The sequence below is a fragment of the Streptomyces sp. NPDC002845 genome (assembly GCF_053591955.1).
On the sequence record NZ_JBSFUU010000033.1, the window covers coordinates 1 to 17,128 of the forward strand.

Genomic DNA, 17,128 nt, shown 5'->3' on the forward strand with positions numbered 1-17,128 from the left:
CCTGGCGCCGCCGGCACCAAGCCATCGCGACAGCCTGCCACCAGCAACGACACCGCCATCACGACCAGCTGTGATCAAGAACTACAGCTGCCGTGGCTGATCCCCGTGGAGTCGAGTAAGGGCACCGCAGACCGGAACGAGGAGTTCACCGTGGCCCGGACCGGAAACGTGACCGTGACTTTCACAATGCTGAACGTCGGCGGTAACTCCTCCTTTCCCGAAGAACTGATTGACAAGCAGGTAGAGCGGCTGCGCGATGCGCAAAGCCGGTGACGTTCTCTCGTGGACGTCACTGTGGCAACGCGCTGGGGCGCTCCTGTCACAGAGTCAGCGGTATGGCGGCATTCGTGTGTTCTCGGACAGGCCCAGGGCCTGCGACAGCGCCATGATCCCGGCCATGCTCACGCCGACGTCGAGGACCGCCGTCAGCAGCGTCAGCCCTGCCACGGCCAGCGACCCGACGCGCCGGTGTCCTTCTCCGCCGGACAACCGGCGTACCCTGTCGGCGCCTACCTCGTGCAGCTCGCCCACGAGTCCGTCGCCACACACTCATGCGCGAGCGCGCCGACCTGTCGGTGAAGGCTCGTCCCGGACCTCAGGCCGTGGGCAGCGGAAGAGCCACCCGCCGCCCCAGCCCGAACTCCTCCGCCTCGTCGTCACTGACGACCGCGAAGGCTTCCCGGGGAACTCCGGGCAGGGCGGCCACCCGGGACGCCACCGCCAGAAGCTCCTCCTCACCGGCTCCGGTGACGAAGAAGACATATGTGTCCTCGTGCTCCTCCCCGTCATCGAAGACCTCTGCGTCGCCTTGGTCTTCGAGGTCGGCGAGGAAGTCCTCGACCTCGTCGATCCAGGGGTACGGGGAGGCGCCGTCCGGCAGGTTCGGAGCCGGTGTCAAGGGCACGTGAATCTCAACAACCATGGTGGGCATGAGGCATATCCTGCCCTGGGCGCATCAACCCGCAGCCACCGGCTCCGTTGGGCCGTAGCAGGCGACGGCCTCTCCCGTGATCAGCGCCCAGTAGCGGTCCCCGTATGACCAGTGCCACCACTCCGTGGGGTAGTTCACCAGCCCCGCGGCCGTGAGCGCGGCACTCAGCAGCTGCCGGTTGGCGCGAGCCGTCTCGCTGATGTCGGCGGCATCGGTGTAGCAGGCGCCCTCGCTCTCCTCCGGGGTCGCGTTCATGCGCGTACCCATGTCCAGTTCGCGCCCGGAGGCGTCGGCCAGGGTGAGGTCGACGGCCGCGCCGGCGCTGTGCGGGGCGATGTCGGGCGGTGACACGTAGCAGCTCGCGGCCGAGTGGATCTGCTAGTCGGACCAGGCGGGACGATCGGCCCGCCGCCGGTTCGCGTACTTCTCGAAGTACTCCCGCTGCAACGAGGGCGGGCGGTACCCCTCGACATACAGCAGCCGCAAGCCCTGCGGAAGCATCGCCTGCGCCTTGAGCAGCGGCGCCACACCTTTCCGGAGATGGCCGAAGTCGCCTGCTGGATCCTGTTTGCGCGCATCGACCAGTAACGAGCCGCCGCAGCGCACATACACGAGAGGTTCACCGCACTCCGCAACGGGAATCGCGGCGACTTTCGGATCCGACATCAAGACGGCCTCGCTCATGACGCGATCATCCCATCGTGCTCAGGCGGTCAGATCCCGCGGCAAGGAGGTGGACCAGGCAGTCGGCGGGGTCACGCTGACATGCGGGTCGACGTGGTCCCGGGATGACGGGCGGCGTGGTGGCGGGGCTGCCGAACCCGGGGCCGACTCCTAGCGATTGAGGTCGAGAAAGGGCACGCCCCTGCCGTCGTAGGCCTTCGGAGCGACCGTGGCGACAAGGGCGTCCGCTCCCCACTCGGGGAGATGGCGTACGGCGTGAATGGCCGCCGCGATTCCGGGAGGCACCCCGTCCCGGCGCAGTCGGGCGACGGTGAGCGCGGCGGGGTAGTCGAGGTCGACGGTGTGGATGACGTCGAGCTGGCCGACGTGTTCGGCGAGCCCCAGATGCTCCCCGTCGGCCTCAAGGATGGACAGGGCCGGAGCCCACAGCCGGGTCTCGGGCTCGAAATGGGCTCGGTGAACGAGCGCGGACACCTGGCGGTTTCCCGACAGCGCGAGCAGCGTGGGCGCGTCCAGGACGAGGTGGTGCTGGATCACGCGGCGGATTCCTGCCTGTGTGCGAAGGCATCACGGAGTTTGCGCCCCATCGCCGCGCTCTCCTCGTCCGTCACCTCCACACCGAAGTGCTCGGCAAGGTAGGCGCGGGTCCGCTCCGCCCGTTCGCGGCGCTCCTCGTCAGTGAGCGTCGTCTCCGCGAACTCCTGCACCAGTGACCGGATGGACGTACCCCGGGACTCGGCGATGACCGCCAGGCGGTCACGTACCTCGGAGGGTACTCGGATCATGGCATCGGACATGGGACGAGTATACGCCCGTGTATACGCCGACGGGTTCCCTGCTGGAGCTCCTCTCGGACCAGCAGTACGACAAGGCCGAGCGCGCCGCCGACATGCTCGCGGCTTGGCCGACGACTCTGGGAGAGCCGTACTCCAGGCGCAGAAGGTGTGCGAGGCGGAGCATGCTCCCGCCACGCACAGCTACGACAGGAGCGAGGAGGAGAAGTCGTGAACCATTCCCAGTGGAAGGCCCGCAGGACCCGGAAGCTCCTGGGTGAGCGGGTTGAGGAATCGTCCGCCTACGTGGAGGCCGGGTACGCCTTCGCCCTCGGCCAGGCCGTCTACGACCGCCGTACGGAGCTCGGCCTGTCACAGAGTGAACTGGCGCGGCGCGCGGGCATGACCCAGCCCCAGATCTCCAACATCGAGGGTGGCGACTCCGTACCGACCCTGCCCCTGCTCACCCGCCTGGCCAAGGCGCTGGACGCGTCGCTGACCATCGACCTCGACGGCGACAACTCGACGTTCGTCTTCACCGCGCATGACGGCAACCAGCCGGACGATACCTCGCCGGATGGACGTACCTCGGCTGCCTGAGCGCTCAGCTATGCAGCCGACTCACCGGTCAGGAAGGCCGACCAGGCGGCGGGGGAGAGGGTGAGCCGGGGGCCGGTCGGGTTCTTGGAGTCGCGGATGTGGATGGTGTGGGGACAGGCGGCTATCTCGACGCAGTCGCCGCCTTCGCCACCGCTGTACGTCGACTTGCGCCAGGTGTAGGCGGCTTCGAGGCAGTCGCCGCCCGAGCCGCTGCTGTAGCTGGACTTGAACCAGTCGAGTCTGTCGGTGTTCACAGCTCCCCCAACTTCTTCTCGATCAAGGCCCGGGACTCCCTGGGACTGAGGGCCAGTGCGCGCATGATCCCATAGCGCTCGGCGAGTTGCCGTACCTCCTCCGTGTCGGTGATCAGTCGCGGATAGCCCTGTGTCTCCGTATAGCCCACCTGGGCATGCTTCTTGGGTGTCACTAGGTTGAACGCACCGTCCAGGATGGGGTGTTCCTCGCACACGGTCGGCATGACCTGGATCTCGACGTTCCGCAAGCTGCCGATGCGCAGCAGACGCTCCAACTGTTCCGCGAAGACGTCCTTCCCGCCGATTGGCCGGTCCAGGACGACCTCTTCGAGGACGTAGCTGATGACGGGCAAGGGCTGGCGGTCGAAGACCTGCTGCCGAGACAGCCGGTCCGACACTCGCTTCTCGATGGCTTCTTCGCTCAGCAACGGGCGCCACCGGACGAACAGGGCGCGCGCGTAGTCCTCGGTTTGAAGCAGCCCGTGCAGCGCCTGGTTGCAGTAGTGGTGCAGCTCGATCGCCTCCGCCTCCAGCGCCGCGTAACTCCGGTACCACTCCGGATGCCGCGTCCGCCGCTTCGACATCGCGCGCTCGACATCCTCCTTCGCCTCCTTCAACAGCCCGCCCGCTCCCAGGATTTCGTCCGCCTGATCCAGGAACTCGGGCCGGGGCACCCGCACCCCTCGCTCCATCGCCCCGATCTGATCGGGCCCGTACCCGACCATCTTGCCGAACTCCTTCTGCGTCAGCCCCGCCCGCTCGCGCAGCAGCCGGAGCATCTTGCCCAGCGTGCTGAACAGTTCGATGGTCCCGTCCGCCTCGGCCGGAGTCTCCGGCCGCGGTTCCCGCTCGTCCGTCGTCGTCATGTACCCGCACCGCCCTCATCTCGTCGTGGTCACGGCCGACGGGGGGACTCATGGCCGACCGCAGCCGTACGGCTACGCAGAGTCCCACTGTCGTACCTGGCCAGGGTAGGACGGGACGGCCACGCTGAGTGACATGAATGCAGAAACCCCCACTGAAACGCTCACTGAAGCGCTCACCGAAACCCCCACCGTCACCGGCGAGTTCACCCAGCTCCTCAGCTCGACCCGCAGAGGCGCCCGCCTGGCCCGCCGCCTCACCACTCAGCAGCTCCACGCCTGGGGCATCCCCTACGGCAGCGACGTGAGCGACACCGCCGCCCAGATCGTCGCCGAGCTGGCGGCGAACGCGGTGACGCACGGGCATGTGCCCGGACGGAGTTTTCTGCTGAGGCTCGTACGGGAGACCGCGGCCCTCCGTATCGAGGTGGCGGACACGCGGGGTGAACGGCGGCCGTGCGTCCGGGATCTGGTGCCGGACGGGGAGGCCGGGCGCGGGCTCCGGATCGTCGAGGCGCTCGCCGACGACTGGGGGGTCATCGATCGGGCGGTGGGCAAATGCGTGTGGGCGGAGGTCCACCTTCGCTGACCCCCAGTCCCCCAGTCCGCCAGATCCGCCGCCGTCAGCAGCCTCGTGGGACGGGTAGGGGCGGCAGGGGCGAAAACAAGGCAGGAGCCCCGCCGCCATACGGCGCGGGGCTCCTTGGGTACTGCATCCGTTCCGGATCAAAGCATCGGACTCATCGAGCCGAAGGCCTAGACCGAAGACCGAACTCCGAGACGAGAGACTCAGATGGCGGTGACGTTCTCCGCCTGCGGACCCTTGGGGCCCTGGGTCACGTCGAAGCTCACCTGCTGGTTCTCCTCAAGCGAACGGAAGCCGTTCGCGTTGATCGCGGAGTAGTGGACGAAGACGTCGGGGCCGCCGCCTTCTTGGGCGATGAATCCAAAGCCCTTTTCGGCGTTGAACCACTTCACGGTTCCGGTAGCCATAAGCCCTCCTTGGGCCCAAAGGGTTGCCCTGCTCCAGAACCTGCAAGTGTGTAAAACAACTGCATACGTCTGAAAACGACGAGAGCCCGCGGTTACATGCTCCGCAGGCTCTGTACTGCAAGGGAAACCAAACTGCAACTTGCGGCGAGCCTAGCACGCGGGCAGGGGAAAGCAATAGAGGGCAAGATCACGTCACCCGGAAGTTTGAACCACCTCAGGACCGGATTGACACCCCGGCCGGTGTGGAGGTGTGGAGGTGACGTCACTGTCAGCTAAATCCTGCGACGCGCCGTCGCAAGGGTTGACACAGGAGGTCCAAAGAGTGTCTCACGCCTTACGACGACCCTGAAGGCCGCACCCTACCCCCTGACGGCTAACCTCGCGATGTGGACAATTCTCGCACCCGGCCGCGCGTCGGCCACATCCAGTTCCTGAACTGCCTGCCCCTCTACTGGGGGCTCGCGAGAACAGGCACGCTCCTCGACTTCGAGCTGACGAAGGACACCCCCGAGAAGCTCAGCGAGAAGCTGGTGCGGGGCGAACTCGACATCGGGCCCATCACGCTCGTCGAGTTCCTCAGGCACGCGGACGAGCTGGTCGCCTTCCCCGACATCGCGGTCGGCTGCGACGGCCCGGTGATGTCCTGCGTGATCGTCTCCCAGGCCCCGCTGGACCGCCTCGACGGCGCCCGGGTCGCCCTCGGCTCGACCTCGCGCACGTCCGTACGGCTCGCCCAGCTGCTCCTGGCCGAGCAGGTCGGCGTTCAGCCGTCGTACTACACCTGCCCGCCCGACCTCGCCCTGATGATGCGCGAGGCGGAGGCGGCCGTACTCATCGGCGACGCGGCGCTGCGCGCCAATCTGCACGACGGACCGGCGTACGGCCTCGCCGTGCACGACCTGGGCGCCATGTGGAAGGAGTGGACGGGCCTGCCGTTCGTCTTCGCCGTCTGGGCCGCCCGCCGCGAGTACGCCGAACGCGAGCCGCTCGTCACCCGCCAGGTCCACGAGGCGTTCCTCGCCTCCCGCGACCTCTCCCTGGAGGAGGTCGGCAAGGTCGCGGAGCAGGCCGCCCGCTGGGAGGCCTTCGACGAACGCGTCCTGGAGCGGTACTTCACCACGCTCGACTTCCGCTTCGGCGGCCCGCAGCTCGAAGCGGTCACGGAGTTCGCGCAGAGGGTCGGGCCGACGACGGGTTTCGCGGCGGATGTGAAGGTGGACCTGCTGGAGCCGTAGGGCACCCGCGAGGGGATGCGGCGGGTTTGCGGGGGATGTGGGGGATGGGTTCGGGACTCCGCCACTACGCTGCTGGGGAGTCGTGAACCGCCGCGTACGGGGAGAACGTACGGGGAGTGCCTACGGTACGGGGGAGGTGTGGGCGCCATGCAGCCGCTCGACGTCGGCGAACCCACGGTCGTGGGGCCCTACCGGCTGCTCGGCCGGCTCGGGTCGGGCGGGATGGGGCGCGTTTATCTGGGGCGCAGCGCGGGCGGCCGTACCGTCGCTGTCAAGATCGTCCATCCGCACTTCGCGCTGGACGAGGAGTTCCGGGCACGTTTCCGGCGCGAGGTGGAGGCCGCGCGCCGGGTGGGCGGCGCCTGGACGGCCCCCGTCCTCGACGCGGACCCGGAGGCGTCGGTGCCGTGGGTCGCGACGGGCTACGCGGCCGGCCCCTCGCTGGCGGCCGCGGTCGCGGACAGCGGCGCGCTGCCCGTTCATTCCGTACGCGTCCTGGGCGCGGGCCTGGCGGAAGCGCTGACGGCGGTGCACGCGCTGGGCCTGGTCCACCGGGACGTGAAGCCGTCGAATGTCCTGCTGACGGTCGACGGCCCGTTGCTGATCGACTTCGGCATCGCCCGAGCCACGGACGGCACCGCCTCGCTGACCTCGACAGGCGTCTCGATCGGCTCGCCCGGCTACATGTCGCCCGAGCAGATCCTCGGGAAGGGCGTCGCGGGAGCGGCGGACGTCTTCTCCCTGGGGGCCGTGCTGGCGTACGCGGCGACCGGCGCCCCGCCCTTCCCCGGTGACTCCTCCGCCTCCCTGCTCTACAAGGTGGTCCACGAGGAACCCGAACTCGGGGGCCTGGAGGGTGAGTTGCGGGACGTCGTGTCCCGGTGCCTGTCGAAGACCCCGGACGACCGCCCGAGTCCGGGGGAGGTGGCCCGCGCCCTGGCTCCCGAGGGTGCGGCCCGGTTGGTGGCGGCGGGGTGGCTGCCGGGGCCGTTGGTGGAGCAGGTGAGCCGTAGCGCGGTGCAGTTGCTCAACCTGGAGGCGGGGGCGGGGGCGGGGGCGGGGACGGAAGCGGAGTCCGGTCCGGTGGGGTTCAGCAGCCCTTCGGTGGGGGACCCTTCGGAGGCGTCGGCCGCTGTCACGGGCGAGTTCGGCCCGCCGCCGGACATGTCGACGCCCGCACCCACATACGTACCGCAGCCGGCACCCCGAGCCGAGCCACCGGCCCCGGGCAAACTGTCGGTCAGCGTGGCCGCGGCCTCGGCACCGGCCTCGAACGGGCGTGGCCGGAGGGTGAGTTGCACGGTCGCCCTGGCGATCGCGGGCGCCATGGCTGCGGTGACCGTGGGGTCGGTCTTCGGTATCGGCCTGCTGCAGAAGGACAGCAACGACACCGCCGACGGGGGCGCGGCGGAGCCCCCGCCCCAGGCCACGGTGAGCGCGCCCGCGGACGACTCCTACGAGCAGGAGAAGCCCGGCCCCGTCCCCAGTACCTACCTCGGCACCTGGGAGGGCGAAGGCCTGGCCCTCGGCGGCGCCCTTCCCATGGGCACCTTCCGCGTGACCGTCCAACAGGCCGAAGTGGGCGACCAGTTGGGCACCTTCCGCCAGACCGACCAGATCGGCGGCATCTGCGACAACGTGCTCGTCCTGAAAAAGATCACCAAGACCCACCTCATCGCCACCGGCATCCCCAAGGACACCAACCGCGACGTCTGCACCACGACCGAACACACCGTCACCCTCACCCCGGTCGACGGGGACCTGACGTACGAGTCCGACAATGCGGACGCGGGGGAGCCGGTGGCGCGGATGAACAAGGTCAAGTGATCAGGCAGAGCAACCAGTTCGAGTAATCAGTTCGAGAAACCAGGCAACAGCGGGCGCCCCAGTCCCAGTCCCGCTGCCGCTCGGGCCTGACCACTCCGAGGACCACCGCGAGGAAGAGACCCGCCCCCAGCAGCCCGCCCGGCGACACATGAGGACGAGCCCGGGACAACCAGCCTGTCCGGCGTTTGAGGACGAGGCCGAAGGCCGACCCACCACCCACCGGCCCGCACACAACCACCCCACCCTGGCCCCCTCCAGCCTGTCCGGCGCTTGAGGACGAGGCCGTTCAGGCCGATCTACAGCAACCCCCACTCACTCGCAGAGAACCCACCCACCCCGGGGGTCCAGGGGGCGCAGCCCCTTGGCGGGGTCGAAGGGGCGGAGCCCCTGGGGATGGGACGGGTAGGGGCGGCGGGGGCGAAACAAAACCCCGCGGCACCCCTACCCCACACGACACCCCACACGACACCCCTCACCCAGGAATAACCACCGTCCGCAGCTCCCCATCCCCGAGATGGAGCATCCCCTTCCCCGGCGCAACCTGCCCCCCAACCATGCTGCGGGAGATCCGCAGCCCGATGAGATCCCCGCTGGACGACTCCTGCGGCGAGAGCAGAATCCCCCGGCGCCCCTTCTTCGCCTCCACCTGCCACCCGGAGAACCCACTGCACACGTCTTCCTCATCACCGGCGATGACCAGAGCCAGCCCCCGCTCCACGCCTCGCTGGACAAGCCGCTTGAAGTGGCTCTCGGCATCACAGTCCTCAAGGACCTCGCCGTCGTCGACGAGGACGACGATCGGGTCCTCCAGCGTCGCCGAGTCGATGGCCTCCTCGAAGTCGTCCTCATCGATGTCGTCACCGGTGAAGGCCTTCACCACGAGATCGTGGCCGTCCAGTTGACGCAGCGGCGAGGGACGCGGCGCGGCGATGACGAGCCGTACGCCCTGATTCAGGTACGACTGCGCGAAGTTCATCAGCGTGGTCGAGCGCCCCGACTTGGCGGGACCGGCGATGACGAAGGTGGGCACGCCCGAGGCGAGGTCGGGACCGAAGCCCATGATGTCGTCGCCACCGATGCCGGCCAGACCCCACAGCTTGGAGCGGGACGCCTCGGCGTCACGCATCTCCCACGCGTCCCCGAACGAGACCCGGCTCGGCAGACTGTCGACACGGAACGGCCGCTTGGCACGCGGCACTTCGGCATCCCGAACCGCCGCCGCCTCGCCGATCGCACCGATCGCGGCCGCCTGACCCTGACCGGTGGCGTCCTCGGCGAGCAGGGCGAACTGCGTCTCCGTACCGGCCTCGTTCTTGTAGCCGCGGCCCGGCGGAATCTCCTCCGGCACCTTGCGGCTCGGGATACCGAGGGTGGAGAAGTCGCTGCGGTCGGCGAGGCGCAGACCGTACTTGTCCTCGGTGAGGGAGGAGATACGGCCCACCAGCAGCTGCCGGTCACCGGTGATCACCATGTGGATGCCGACGCTCGCACCCTCACGCATGATGGTCGTCAGCTCGTCGGTCAGGCCACCGTGGTCGATCTCGCCGAGCGTGGGCAGCCAGCCCTCCCACCGGTCGAGCAGGACCACGATGTGCGGCAGCCGCTCCTGCTCCGCGACCGCGGCGCGCTGCTCGCCGATGTCGGCGAAGCCCTTGTCCGCCAACTGGTCCTGGCGGCGGGAGAGTTCGCCCTTGAGGCGGTTGATCAGCCGGACCACGCGCTCGGTCTGGTTACGGCCGACGACCGCGCCGCAGTGCGGCAGCCGGGTGAGTGCGTTGAGGGCGCCGTTGCCGCAGTCGATGGCGTACAGGTGGACGTCGGCGCACGAGTGGGTGCGGGCCAGGGAGCCCGCGATGGTGCGCAGGATCTGCGAGCGTCCGCTGCGCGGCGCACCGCCGATCATCAGATGGCCGAAGGTCGAGAAGTCCACGACGACCGGGCGGCGCGCCTGGTCGGACGGCAGGTCCTCGATGCCGTACGGCGCCGGGGGCAGCGCACCCGGAGCGGCGGTGGCCGTCGGCTGCGGCGCCGGGATCTCGTCGAGCAGCAGCGTCTCGGTGAGCGCGGGCAGCCAGGGGCTGTGCTGGGCGGGGATGCCGAGGGCGGTGTTCGCCTCGCGTACGGCGTCGACGAGGACCTTGAGGTCGGTGATCTCCTCCTCCTCGCGCGCCTCCAGCTTGGGTTTGGTCAGCGCCGCGCGCCCGAGGTCCTCCCAGCCCAGGGCGCCCACCCAGGGGGCCAGGACCCGAGGGTCCGCGGCGCCGGGGCGGCGGCCACCGACGCGGCCCGACTGGAACGGCACGAGCGAGGCGTGGCCGAGGCGGACGTAGGCGCGACCCGGGGTGCTCTTGGAGATCTGTCCGGCCTCGGGGGAGTCGATGACGTCGCTGGACTCGCCGCCGTCGGTCACGCGCAGCGCGATACGGAGGTTGGTGTTGGCGCGAATCTCGGGTGAGACGACACCGCTGGGCCGCTGGGTGGCCAGTAGCAGGTGGATGCCGAGCGAACGGCCTCGCTGGGCGATGTTGACCAGGCCGGTGACGAAGTTGGGCAGGTCGCGGACCATGGACGCGAACTCGTCGATGACGATGAGGAGCCGGGGCAAGGGCTTGTGGGACGGATCTCTGCGTACCAGGTCCTGGTAGTCCTCGATGTCCTTGGCGTCGGCGGCGGCGAGGATGTGCTCGCGCCGGTGCAGCTCGGCGCCGAGCGATTCGAGTGCCCGCTCGACGAGGTGGGCGTCGAGGTCGGTCACCATGCCGACGGTGTGCGGCAGATGGACACAGTCCTTGAAGGCGGCGCCACCCTTGTAGTCGACGAGGACGAAGGTCATGTTCTCCGGCGTGTTCGCCACGGCGAGCGACGCCACGATGGTCTGCAGCAGCTCCGACTTACCGGCACCGGTCGTACCCGCGATGAGACCGTGCGGCCCGTCCTTGCGCATGTCGATGCCGAACGGGCCGTCGTACGACTCACCGATGACCGCCAGCGTGGACTGCCCGCCCATGCGCCAGCGCGCGGCGAGCGCGTCGGACGTCGGCGGCTCCAACTGCAGGACGTCCAGCAGACGGCTGGAGGTGGGCAGCGCGGAGTCCTCGGTCTCCCCGCTGATGTCGCGCAGCGGGGAGAGGGAGCGCGCGAGGCGCAGGCACCAGGCGGGGGACACGAACTCGGGGCGTATGTCGCGCAGCCGTTCGGCGCCTTCTTCCTCCACACGCAGCCGCAGTTCGTCGGCGGCCTCGCGCCGGTCGGTCTGCTGCCCGGTCTGGTGCCATGCCTGGAAGGACGGGAAGCCGCCGCCCGCGACCGGCTGCGGCACCCCGCCGCCGCCCTGCGCGGGGCCGGCCGGGTCGTACTCCTGGGCCTTCGGCTCGGCCACGACGAACGCCTGGCACTCACCGGGCAGGAACCGTTCCTCGGCGTCCAGGCAGACGGCGTACATCGATACGTCCGGTCCCTCACGCAGCAGCCGGACGACACCCGGCAGCGACCGCAGCCGCCGCGAGCCGTCCCATACGACGACGATGTCCGGGTCGCTGAACGACGACCGCCCGCGCGTCTGCTCGGCGGCCTTCAGCCGGGCGTCCAGGATCTGCGTCAGCTCGCCGATGCGGGCGCCGACGGTCTCGGCGTCCGTGCCGATGAGGACGTTGATGTCCTGGCCGCCGCCGGGCCGCGCGTGCGGCAGCCAGCGGACCCAGTCCCAGCTCTCCTGCGCGGTGTTCTCGCTGAGGACGTAGAACTGCACGTCCATCGGGCTGTGCAGCGCCGCCGTCTGCGCCACCGCCCAACGCCCCAGCGCACGCGCCGAGTCACCCGGTCCGGCCATGCCGATCACACCGAGCGAGCGCAACGACAGCGCGACGGGCGCGTCCTTGATCTTCCAGGTGACCTGGCGGCGGTGCTCGTCCCGCTCGGGATCGTCGAGAACGACCTCGGAGGGCAACTCCCCCGTACCGACCCGCAACAGCAGATGGTCACGGTCGGTGCGCCGCCGCTCCCACAGCCGGGTACGCGGCCCCGTGCCCAGCGACAGCACGGTCGCCGGATCGGGAATGGCGTTCCGTCGGTCGACCCGCTCGGCGACCAGTGCGTCCTGGGCGTCCTTCTCGATCCGCGCCTTGGTCTCCTTGTACTCCTTGACCTGCTTCGCATGGGACTTGCGCCCGTGCTTCTTGTCCATGAAGTAGTTGCCGAAGAGCATGATCGGGCTCAGCACGGCCATGATCAGGTAGTACCAGCGCCCGAAGATGGCCACGGCGACGACGGCACCGACGAGCGGGAACAGCGCCATCAGCCAGGGCAGCGGCCGGGCCTCGAAGTCCTTCGGCGGACTCGGCAGCCGGAACTTGGTCTGCCGGTCCGGCGGACGCAGCCGCGGTGGCCGGTTGTAGTCGAGACCTGTGCCGTCCTCGGACCACTTCAGCGCGGCGTTCGGCGGTGCGTACCGGACGAGTTCGAGGAGCGAGTTCCCGACGGCGATCTGCCCACCGAGCGGCCACTCGCCACCGTCCGGTTTCTCCACCGCCTCCCCGTCGAGGGTGACGCCCGTGACGCCGCCCTTGCCCCGATGCTTGTCCCCGTGTACGGCGACTTGGCAAGTGCCATCGGTTGCAACTGACAACGTCAGGGCGCGGGCGTCGACTTCCGGATCGTCGATACGGATGTACGACGCCGGGCCGCTGCCGATGTCGTACCGCCCGATCCCGAGCCGGTGCACGGCCCCGGCGGCGGGCCCGCCCACGACACGCAGCTCGACGAGCCCGGTCGGCTCCCCGGGCAGACACCCGGCCGGGTCCTGCAGACTGACGACGGCCCCTTCACGCAAGGGGGAGTTGGCGACGGTGGCGCCCGGATCGACGGCGTACCCATCGACGTACAACAGAGGCGAGTTCCCCCCGCCCCCGCCCCTTCCCCGTCCCCCGCCGACCGACTGCTGCCCGAGCGGAATGACCTGGGCACCGCCCTGGCCGACCTGTTGTGCGAGCTCCTGTGCGATGTCCCCCATGGAGGACTCGGGATCGGCGTCGAGTACGACGTCGGCGGTGCCCCCGCCGAACGGGTCGACGACGGTCAGAGTCAGGCGCACGCTCGTCCTCCCCATGGCCCCCGTGGCCGCTTCCGTAACGCGACCCACAATGTGAGCGACGATATCCGCTCACGGTCACGCCCAGGCAACGGGATACCGGTGCGGGCTTCCCGATGGCAATCGGCTGTGTACCAGCTCAGGCGTGTGGACGGACAGGGAAGGGGCGGGTGCACAGGCCGTGTGGATGAGGCGTGTTGATCAGGGAACGGAGATGTGTCCTCACACGCCCCACCCGTAAGCTGCTGTCGCACGAGCGGACGATCGCATCGGTCGGGTTCGTCGGGCGGGTACGGGTGTCGGATCGACGGCAGAACCGACCGAACCCCATCGCACCCGCTGGCATCCGACGGCATCGGTCCGCATCAAGGGAGCCACGGGGGTTGGCCCTGCGGCGAGTTGGAGGGAGCGGCTTCATGGCCAAGGACCTTGACATCACATATCAGGACATGCGTGACGCGGCCAAGCATGTCACGAAGGAGAAGGGCAAGCTCCAGGACAAGCTGGACGAGCTGCGCAAGTACATCGCGAACCTGGTCGAGAGCGGCTACGTGACCAAGAGCTCCTCGAAGGCCTTCGACGAGAACTTCGACGAGTTCGTCCGCGGCGCCAAGGAGACCCTTGAGGGCCTTGAGGGAATGGGTGAGTACCTCACCACCGCCGCCGACAAGTTCGAGCAGATCGACGAGGAGCTCGCGAAGTCCGCGAAGAGCAGGTGATGCGCGCGGGGCGCGCTTGACCGCGCCGATCGCGCCCATCGCGGGACGACGGACGGTGTGGCGGGCCGGGGGTGGCCTGCCGCACCGTCCGTCTTGAAACCTATAGCGCGGCACTGCGGGAGCGTCATGGCTGGTGAGGGCGACCACACTCGGGCTGATCTCGATGCGATCAGAGAGATGGGGACTGGACTCAGTAATGTGAAGAAGGCTTTCGAGGGACTCGAGAAGCTGAGCGGCAAGTACGGCGACGACTTTGGGCACGGTGACCTCGCCGACAAGTTCGAGGATTTCGCCGAAAATTGGGAGATCAGCCGTGAGAAACTGACGGGCGAAGTCGAGGTGTTGGCTGCGATTGCCAAGGGTGCTGCGAAGGCCTACGAGGAAATTGATCACCAGTTGGCAGAGGCCATTCGGGGTGCACGGGACTCCAAATCGACAAAGAGGGGGAAGTAGGGTATGTCCGGACGACCCCGTGATTGGCATCCGGTCGCAGACGCTGATCCAATCCCCGGAGACCCTGATCAGGTTGCCACTCTAGGTCGCCAACTCCGAAAGACTGCCAACGAGTTGGAACGTCAGATCCGAAACCTCAAGGCGGTCGCCGAAGTCGATTCCTGGGATAGTAAGGCGGGCAAGGAGTTCCGGGAGAAGGCCAAGGGGAACGTCAAGAAACTCGAAGCCGCTTTCAAGCGCTATGACACTGCGGCGGATGCCCTTGGCGCCAGGGTGACGGAAGTCGGCGGCGGATATCAGGACAAGCTTCACGCCAAGTCGACGGATTATGTGTCGGACCTGAATCGGGCGCAGGAGATCGCTGACGCGGCTCTCAAGGATGCCAAGGATGCCGACGAACGCAAGGGGGCTGCCAGGAGGGGCCTCGATGGCCTGACGGGAGAGGATCAGAAGAAGGGGGACGTCGACAAGGGCCGCAAGGACCTTGAGGCGAAGCTTGATGCGGCGGGCGATGAAATCGAGGCTGCCCGAGAAAAGATCAACGAAGCTAGGAAGATCCGCGACGCCGCAGCCAAGCGGGCCTGCGAATCCATCGACGCCGTCATCAATCACGACTCGCTGAAAGACGGCTTCTGGGACACCCTGGTCAAGGCGATCGCAGACATCACCTCCGTTATTGCAACATGGTGCGGAATCCTCTCGCTCGTTGTGGGGTGGATTCCGGTGATCGGTCAGGCTCTGGCCGGAGTCTTGGGTGCCATCGCCATGATTGCGACCTTGATTAATTTCGTGGCGACCTTTGTCCAGGTCCTCCAGGGCAATGCCGAATGGATGGATCTGGGCTTCGCCGCTCTCGGATTCGTCATGATGGGCGTCGGTAAGGGCTTCTCTAGGATCGCGGGCAAGTTTGCCAAGGGTGCACTGGGCAAGCTGGGCAGGGCCGGAGCCGCGCGTACAGTGCGCCAAGTCAGCCGTGCCAACAAGAATCTCCGTAGCCTCTCCGGCAAGAAATTCAAGCTCGACAAGGGTGACGTCTGGAAGTCGATGAAGGAACCCTTTGTAGAGCCCTTCTCCAAGAGTGTCTGGAGTGACAACCTCAAGACACTCAAGCCCTTCAGCGGGAACTACAATCAGGCCTTGAACGAGCTGCGGACTCGCGGCGGAGGAAGCCTCCTCAAGGGCATTCCCAAATCTTTCTCCATGGCTGACCCCGGTGTCGCCTCCGACCTGAAGTCGGCCAAACTCGGAACGGCAGCTTTGGCTGGTCAGTTCGATGCCAACGCCCTCAACAAGATCGCCCAGGCGGCCAGCCGCATGTCCGTCGTCGGGGCCGGGATTACCCTGGGCGGGCTGGGCCTGGACGGAAACCTCAACCCGCTCCTTGGCTGAGCTGATGACCATGCCCCGCGCGGAAGGAACGAGCATGACCACACCAAATGAGCCCGCACCTCTGACCGAGATCTTCGAGAGTACCTTCGAATTCCAGCCCGGCTGGATCGACCTGACGCTGCGTGAGGGCACGAAGGCCGAGGCCAAGGCGCTGGCCACGGAGGTCGTGAACAGGCTCAACCCGCTCGCCTTGGAGATCGAGAAGAACGCGGTCTTCGACGACATGGTCGAGAGAGCGGTCGACCTCAATGAGGATATGCCCACCCTTACGGCGGTGTACTACTCCGAGGCAGGGGAGGCCTTGGCCAACCTCATGGTGGACTCGTACGGCGACGAGGGCGTGCCACGCCCCGGAGTGGATGAGGTCACCCCGCTGCTCCTGGAATGGGGGAACGCCGAGGTCGAGGGCGACCCCCAAATCACCCACCTCGAGCTGGCCGCCGGACCCGCCGTGCGCGTCCAGGCGATGCTTCAGGTCAAGCGGATATTCGGCTTTGGTCGGAAGCTCACCGAGTTCATCAAATACGCCGTGTTTCCGCCAGGCATGCAGAGCCTCATTGTCGTCACAGTGACCTGGGAGAAGGTCGCTCTCACCGAGCAGATTACGGAGTTGGCCGACGAGGCCGTACGGACCATGCGTATCACCCCGCTCGCTTCGGGAGGCACCGCATGAAGATGGCTGACCAGTTCACCTCGCCTCCCAAGGACTACCAAGTCGTCGTCCCGGACGGCTGGTTCCAGCTCCCACTCGACCCGGACGACCGTGATCGGGGCATTGTCGCCCTCGCCGAACTGACGTTCCGTGGCGCGGACAACGCCCCGCACCTCAAGAAGCAGTTCATGCGGGACCTCCAGCGGAAGGCGAAGGACGCTTACCAGGTCGGAGGAACTGAGCTCTACCTCTCCACGATGAGCGTCGGCCCTGTACCGCTGGCGTCCTCGCTGCTCATCAGCGTTCCGCGGCCCGACGAGTGGCCGCAGACCTCGGACGTCGAAGAACTGGCTGAGCACTTGGCAGGCCAGGACCTCGGTGAGGACGGTGCGCTCGGAGTCGTGGAGTTGGTAGCGGCCGGCAAGGCGGTACGACTCCGCCATCGCGAAGCTGGCGAACCCGAGACGCAGATGGGCAACACTCTGCCGACGACGACGGTTACGTATTATGTGGCGATTCCGACCACCACCCGGTGGCTGATGCTGAACTTCTCGACCCCAGTCGATCCGCTTGCGGACCAGATGGTGGAGTTGTTCGACACAGTGGCGGGGACGCTGCATTGGAGGTGAAGGTAGCTGGAAGTGGAACGAGGACCCCAAGCCCTTCGCC

17 protein-coding genes and 2 pseudogenes are annotated in these 17,128 nt (G+C 67.8%); 10 read left to right on the forward strand and 9 right to left on the reverse strand.

Annotated elements, in window-relative coordinates; all coding sequences use genetic code 11:
- A pseudogene (locus ACWD3C_RS23960) lies at positions 1 to 273 on the forward strand (hypothetical protein); the annotation flags it as partial.
- Between the two features lie 54 nt (positions 274 to 327).
- Here the strand turns inward: ACWD3C_RS23960 and ACWD3C_RS23965 are convergent.
- The 5 genes and pseudogenes from ACWD3C_RS23965 to ACWD3C_RS23985 all read right to left on the reverse strand — a co-directional run bounded on the left by ACWD3C_RS23965 (position 328) and on the right by ACWD3C_RS23985 (position 2,412).
- The gene (locus tag ACWD3C_RS23965) at positions 328 to 489 is read right to left on the reverse strand and encodes a hypothetical protein (RefSeq protein WP_451147095.1); all 162 of its coding nucleotides are present in this window, start codon (positions 487 to 489) and stop codon (positions 328 to 330) included.
- Positions 490 to 595: 106 nt separating this feature from the next.
- Positions 596 to 931, reverse strand: coding sequence for a hypothetical protein (locus ACWD3C_RS23970; RefSeq protein WP_451147097.1), 336 nt, complete (start codon positions 929 to 931; stop codon positions 596 to 598).
- 24 nt (positions 932 to 955) lie between these two features.
- Positions 956 to 1,615: pseudogene (locus tag ACWD3C_RS23975) on the reverse strand (M15 family metallopeptidase).
- A gap of 150 nt (positions 1,616 to 1,765) precedes the next feature.
- On the reverse strand, positions 1,766 to 2,152 hold the full coding sequence (locus ACWD3C_RS23980) for a hypothetical protein (RefSeq protein WP_451147099.1): 387 nt from the start codon (positions 2,150 to 2,152) through the stop codon (positions 1,766 to 1,768).
- Positions 2,149 to 2,412: a hypothetical protein gene (locus ACWD3C_RS23985; protein WP_451147101.1), complete on the reverse strand. Its 264-nt coding sequence runs from the start codon at positions 2,410 to 2,412 to the stop codon at positions 2,149 to 2,151. The genes ACWD3C_RS23980 and ACWD3C_RS23985 overlap by 4 nt, the downstream gene beginning before the upstream one ends.
- A gap of 207 nt (positions 2,413 to 2,619) precedes the next feature.
- Here ACWD3C_RS23985 and ACWD3C_RS23990 point away from each other — a divergent pair, with 207 nt between their 5' ends.
- A complete protein-coding gene (locus ACWD3C_RS23990; protein ID WP_451147103.1) occupies positions 2,620 to 2,988 on the forward strand; it encodes a helix-turn-helix domain-containing protein in 369 nt (122 codons plus the stop codon).
- An 8-nt stretch (positions 2,989 to 2,996) separates the two neighbouring features.
- Here ACWD3C_RS23990 and ACWD3C_RS23995 read toward each other — a convergent pair whose 3' ends face one another.
- Together ACWD3C_RS23995 and ACWD3C_RS24000 are read right to left on the reverse strand one after the other, a co-directional pair.
- Entirely contained in the window at positions 2,997 to 3,242 is a 246-nt protein-coding gene (locus tag ACWD3C_RS23995) for a DUF397 domain-containing protein (protein WP_451147105.1), read from the reverse strand.
- Positions 3,239 to 4,108 (reverse strand): helix-turn-helix domain-containing protein, encoded by an 870-nt coding sequence (locus ACWD3C_RS24000; protein ID WP_451147107.1) that lies wholly within the window; start codon positions 4,106 to 4,108, stop codon positions 3,239 to 3,241. The genes ACWD3C_RS23995 and ACWD3C_RS24000 overlap by 4 nt, the downstream gene beginning before the upstream one ends.
- 133 nt (positions 4,109 to 4,241) lie before the next feature.
- On the opposite strand from ACWD3C_RS24000, the gene ACWD3C_RS24005 reads away from it, so the two are divergent.
- Entirely contained in the window at positions 4,242 to 4,694 is a 453-nt protein-coding gene (locus tag ACWD3C_RS24005; RefSeq protein WP_451147109.1) for an ATP-binding protein, read from the forward strand.
- 200 nt (positions 4,695 to 4,894) lie between these two features.
- Here the strand turns inward: ACWD3C_RS24005 and ACWD3C_RS24010 are convergent, their stop codons facing one another.
- On the reverse strand, positions 4,895 to 5,098 hold the full coding sequence (locus ACWD3C_RS24010; protein WP_043442843.1) for a cold-shock protein: 204 nt from the start codon (positions 5,096 to 5,098) through the stop codon (positions 4,895 to 4,897).
- A gap of 386 nt (positions 5,099 to 5,484) precedes the next feature.
- On the opposite strand from ACWD3C_RS24010, the gene ACWD3C_RS24015 reads away from it, so the two are divergent.
- Complete coding sequence (locus ACWD3C_RS24015; protein ID WP_451147111.1) at positions 5,485 to 6,333, forward strand: menaquinone biosynthetic enzyme MqnA/MqnD family protein; 849 nt, start codon at positions 5,485 to 5,487, stop codon at positions 6,331 to 6,333.
- Between the two features lie 147 nt (positions 6,334 to 6,480).
- Positions 6,481 to 8,160: a serine/threonine-protein kinase gene (locus ACWD3C_RS24020; protein WP_451147113.1), complete on the forward strand. Its 1,680-nt coding sequence runs from the start codon at positions 6,481 to 6,483 to the stop codon at positions 8,158 to 8,160.
- A 472-nt stretch (positions 8,161 to 8,632) separates the two neighbouring features.
- Here the strand turns inward: ACWD3C_RS24020 and ACWD3C_RS24025 are convergent, their stop codons facing one another.
- Entirely contained in the window at positions 8,633 to 13,249 is a 4,617-nt protein-coding gene (locus tag ACWD3C_RS24025) for an FtsK/SpoIIIE domain-containing protein (protein ID WP_451147115.1), read from the reverse strand.
- A gap of 413 nt (positions 13,250 to 13,662) precedes the next feature.
- Here ACWD3C_RS24025 and ACWD3C_RS24030 point away from each other — a divergent pair, with 413 nt between their 5' ends.
- The 5 genes from ACWD3C_RS24030 to ACWD3C_RS24050 all read left to right on the forward strand — a co-directional run bounded on the left by ACWD3C_RS24030 (position 13,663) and on the right by ACWD3C_RS24050 (position 17,088).
- Positions 13,663 to 13,965, forward strand: coding sequence for a WXG100 family type VII secretion target (locus ACWD3C_RS24030; RefSeq protein WP_451147117.1), 303 nt, complete (start codon positions 13,663 to 13,665; stop codon positions 13,963 to 13,965).
- Positions 13,966 to 14,091: 126 nt separating this feature from the next.
- Complete coding sequence (locus ACWD3C_RS24035) at positions 14,092 to 14,418, forward strand: hypothetical protein (protein ID WP_451147119.1); 327 nt, start codon at positions 14,092 to 14,094, stop codon at positions 14,416 to 14,418.
- Between the two features lie 3 nt (positions 14,419 to 14,421).
- Positions 14,422 to 15,807: a putative T7SS-secreted protein gene (locus ACWD3C_RS24040; protein ID WP_451147121.1), complete on the forward strand. Its 1,386-nt coding sequence runs from the start codon at positions 14,422 to 14,424 to the stop codon at positions 15,805 to 15,807.
- A 34-nt stretch (positions 15,808 to 15,841) separates the two neighbouring features.
- A complete protein-coding gene (locus tag ACWD3C_RS24045; RefSeq protein WP_451147123.1) occupies positions 15,842 to 16,480 on the forward strand; it encodes a hypothetical protein in 639 nt (212 codons plus the stop codon).
- Positions 16,477 to 17,088 (forward strand): hypothetical protein, encoded by a 612-nt coding sequence (locus tag ACWD3C_RS24050; RefSeq protein WP_451147125.1) that lies wholly within the window; start codon positions 16,477 to 16,479, stop codon positions 17,086 to 17,088. Before ACWD3C_RS24045 ends, ACWD3C_RS24050 begins: the two co-directional genes overlap by 4 nt.
- Positions 17,089 to 17,128 lie beyond the last annotated feature (40 nt).

Bases quoted from the DNA above. Each gene is read 5' to 3' on its own strand.
- ACWD3C_RS23970 (WP_451147097.1), bottom strand. From the start codon at position 931: ATGCCCACCATGGTTGTTGAGATTCACGTGCCCTTGACACCGGCTCCG.
- ACWD3C_RS23985 (WP_451147101.1), bottom strand. From the start codon at position 2,412: ATGTCCGATGCCATGATCCGAGTACCCTCCGAGGTACGTGACCGCCTG.
- ACWD3C_RS24000 (WP_451147107.1), bottom strand. From the start codon at position 4,108: ATGACGACGACGGACGAGCGGGAACCGCGGCCGGAGACTCCGGCCGAG.
- ACWD3C_RS24030 (WP_451147117.1), top strand. From the start codon at position 13,663: ATGGCCAAGGACCTTGACATCACATATCAGGACATGCGTGACGCGGCC.
- ACWD3C_RS24010 (WP_043442843.1), bottom strand. From the start codon at position 5,098: ATGGCTACCGGAACCGTGAAGTGGTTCAACGCCGAAAAGGGCTTTGGA.
- ACWD3C_RS24020 (WP_451147113.1), top strand. From the start codon at position 6,481: ATGCAGCCGCTCGACGTCGGCGAACCCACGGTCGTGGGGCCCTACCGG.
- ACWD3C_RS24050 (WP_451147125.1), top strand. From the start codon at position 16,477: ATGAAGATGGCTGACCAGTTCACCTCGCCTCCCAAGGACTACCAAGTC.
- ACWD3C_RS24005 (WP_451147109.1), top strand. From the start codon at position 4,242: ATGAATGCAGAAACCCCCACTGAAACGCTCACTGAAGCGCTCACCGAA.
- ACWD3C_RS24040 (WP_451147121.1), top strand. From the start codon at position 14,422: ATGTCCGGACGACCCCGTGATTGGCATCCGGTCGCAGACGCTGATCCA.
- ACWD3C_RS24035 (WP_451147119.1), top strand. From the start codon at position 14,092: ATGGCTGGTGAGGGCGACCACACTCGGGCTGATCTCGATGCGATCAGA.
- ACWD3C_RS24045 (WP_451147123.1), top strand. From the start codon at position 15,842: ATGACCACACCAAATGAGCCCGCACCTCTGACCGAGATCTTCGAGAGT.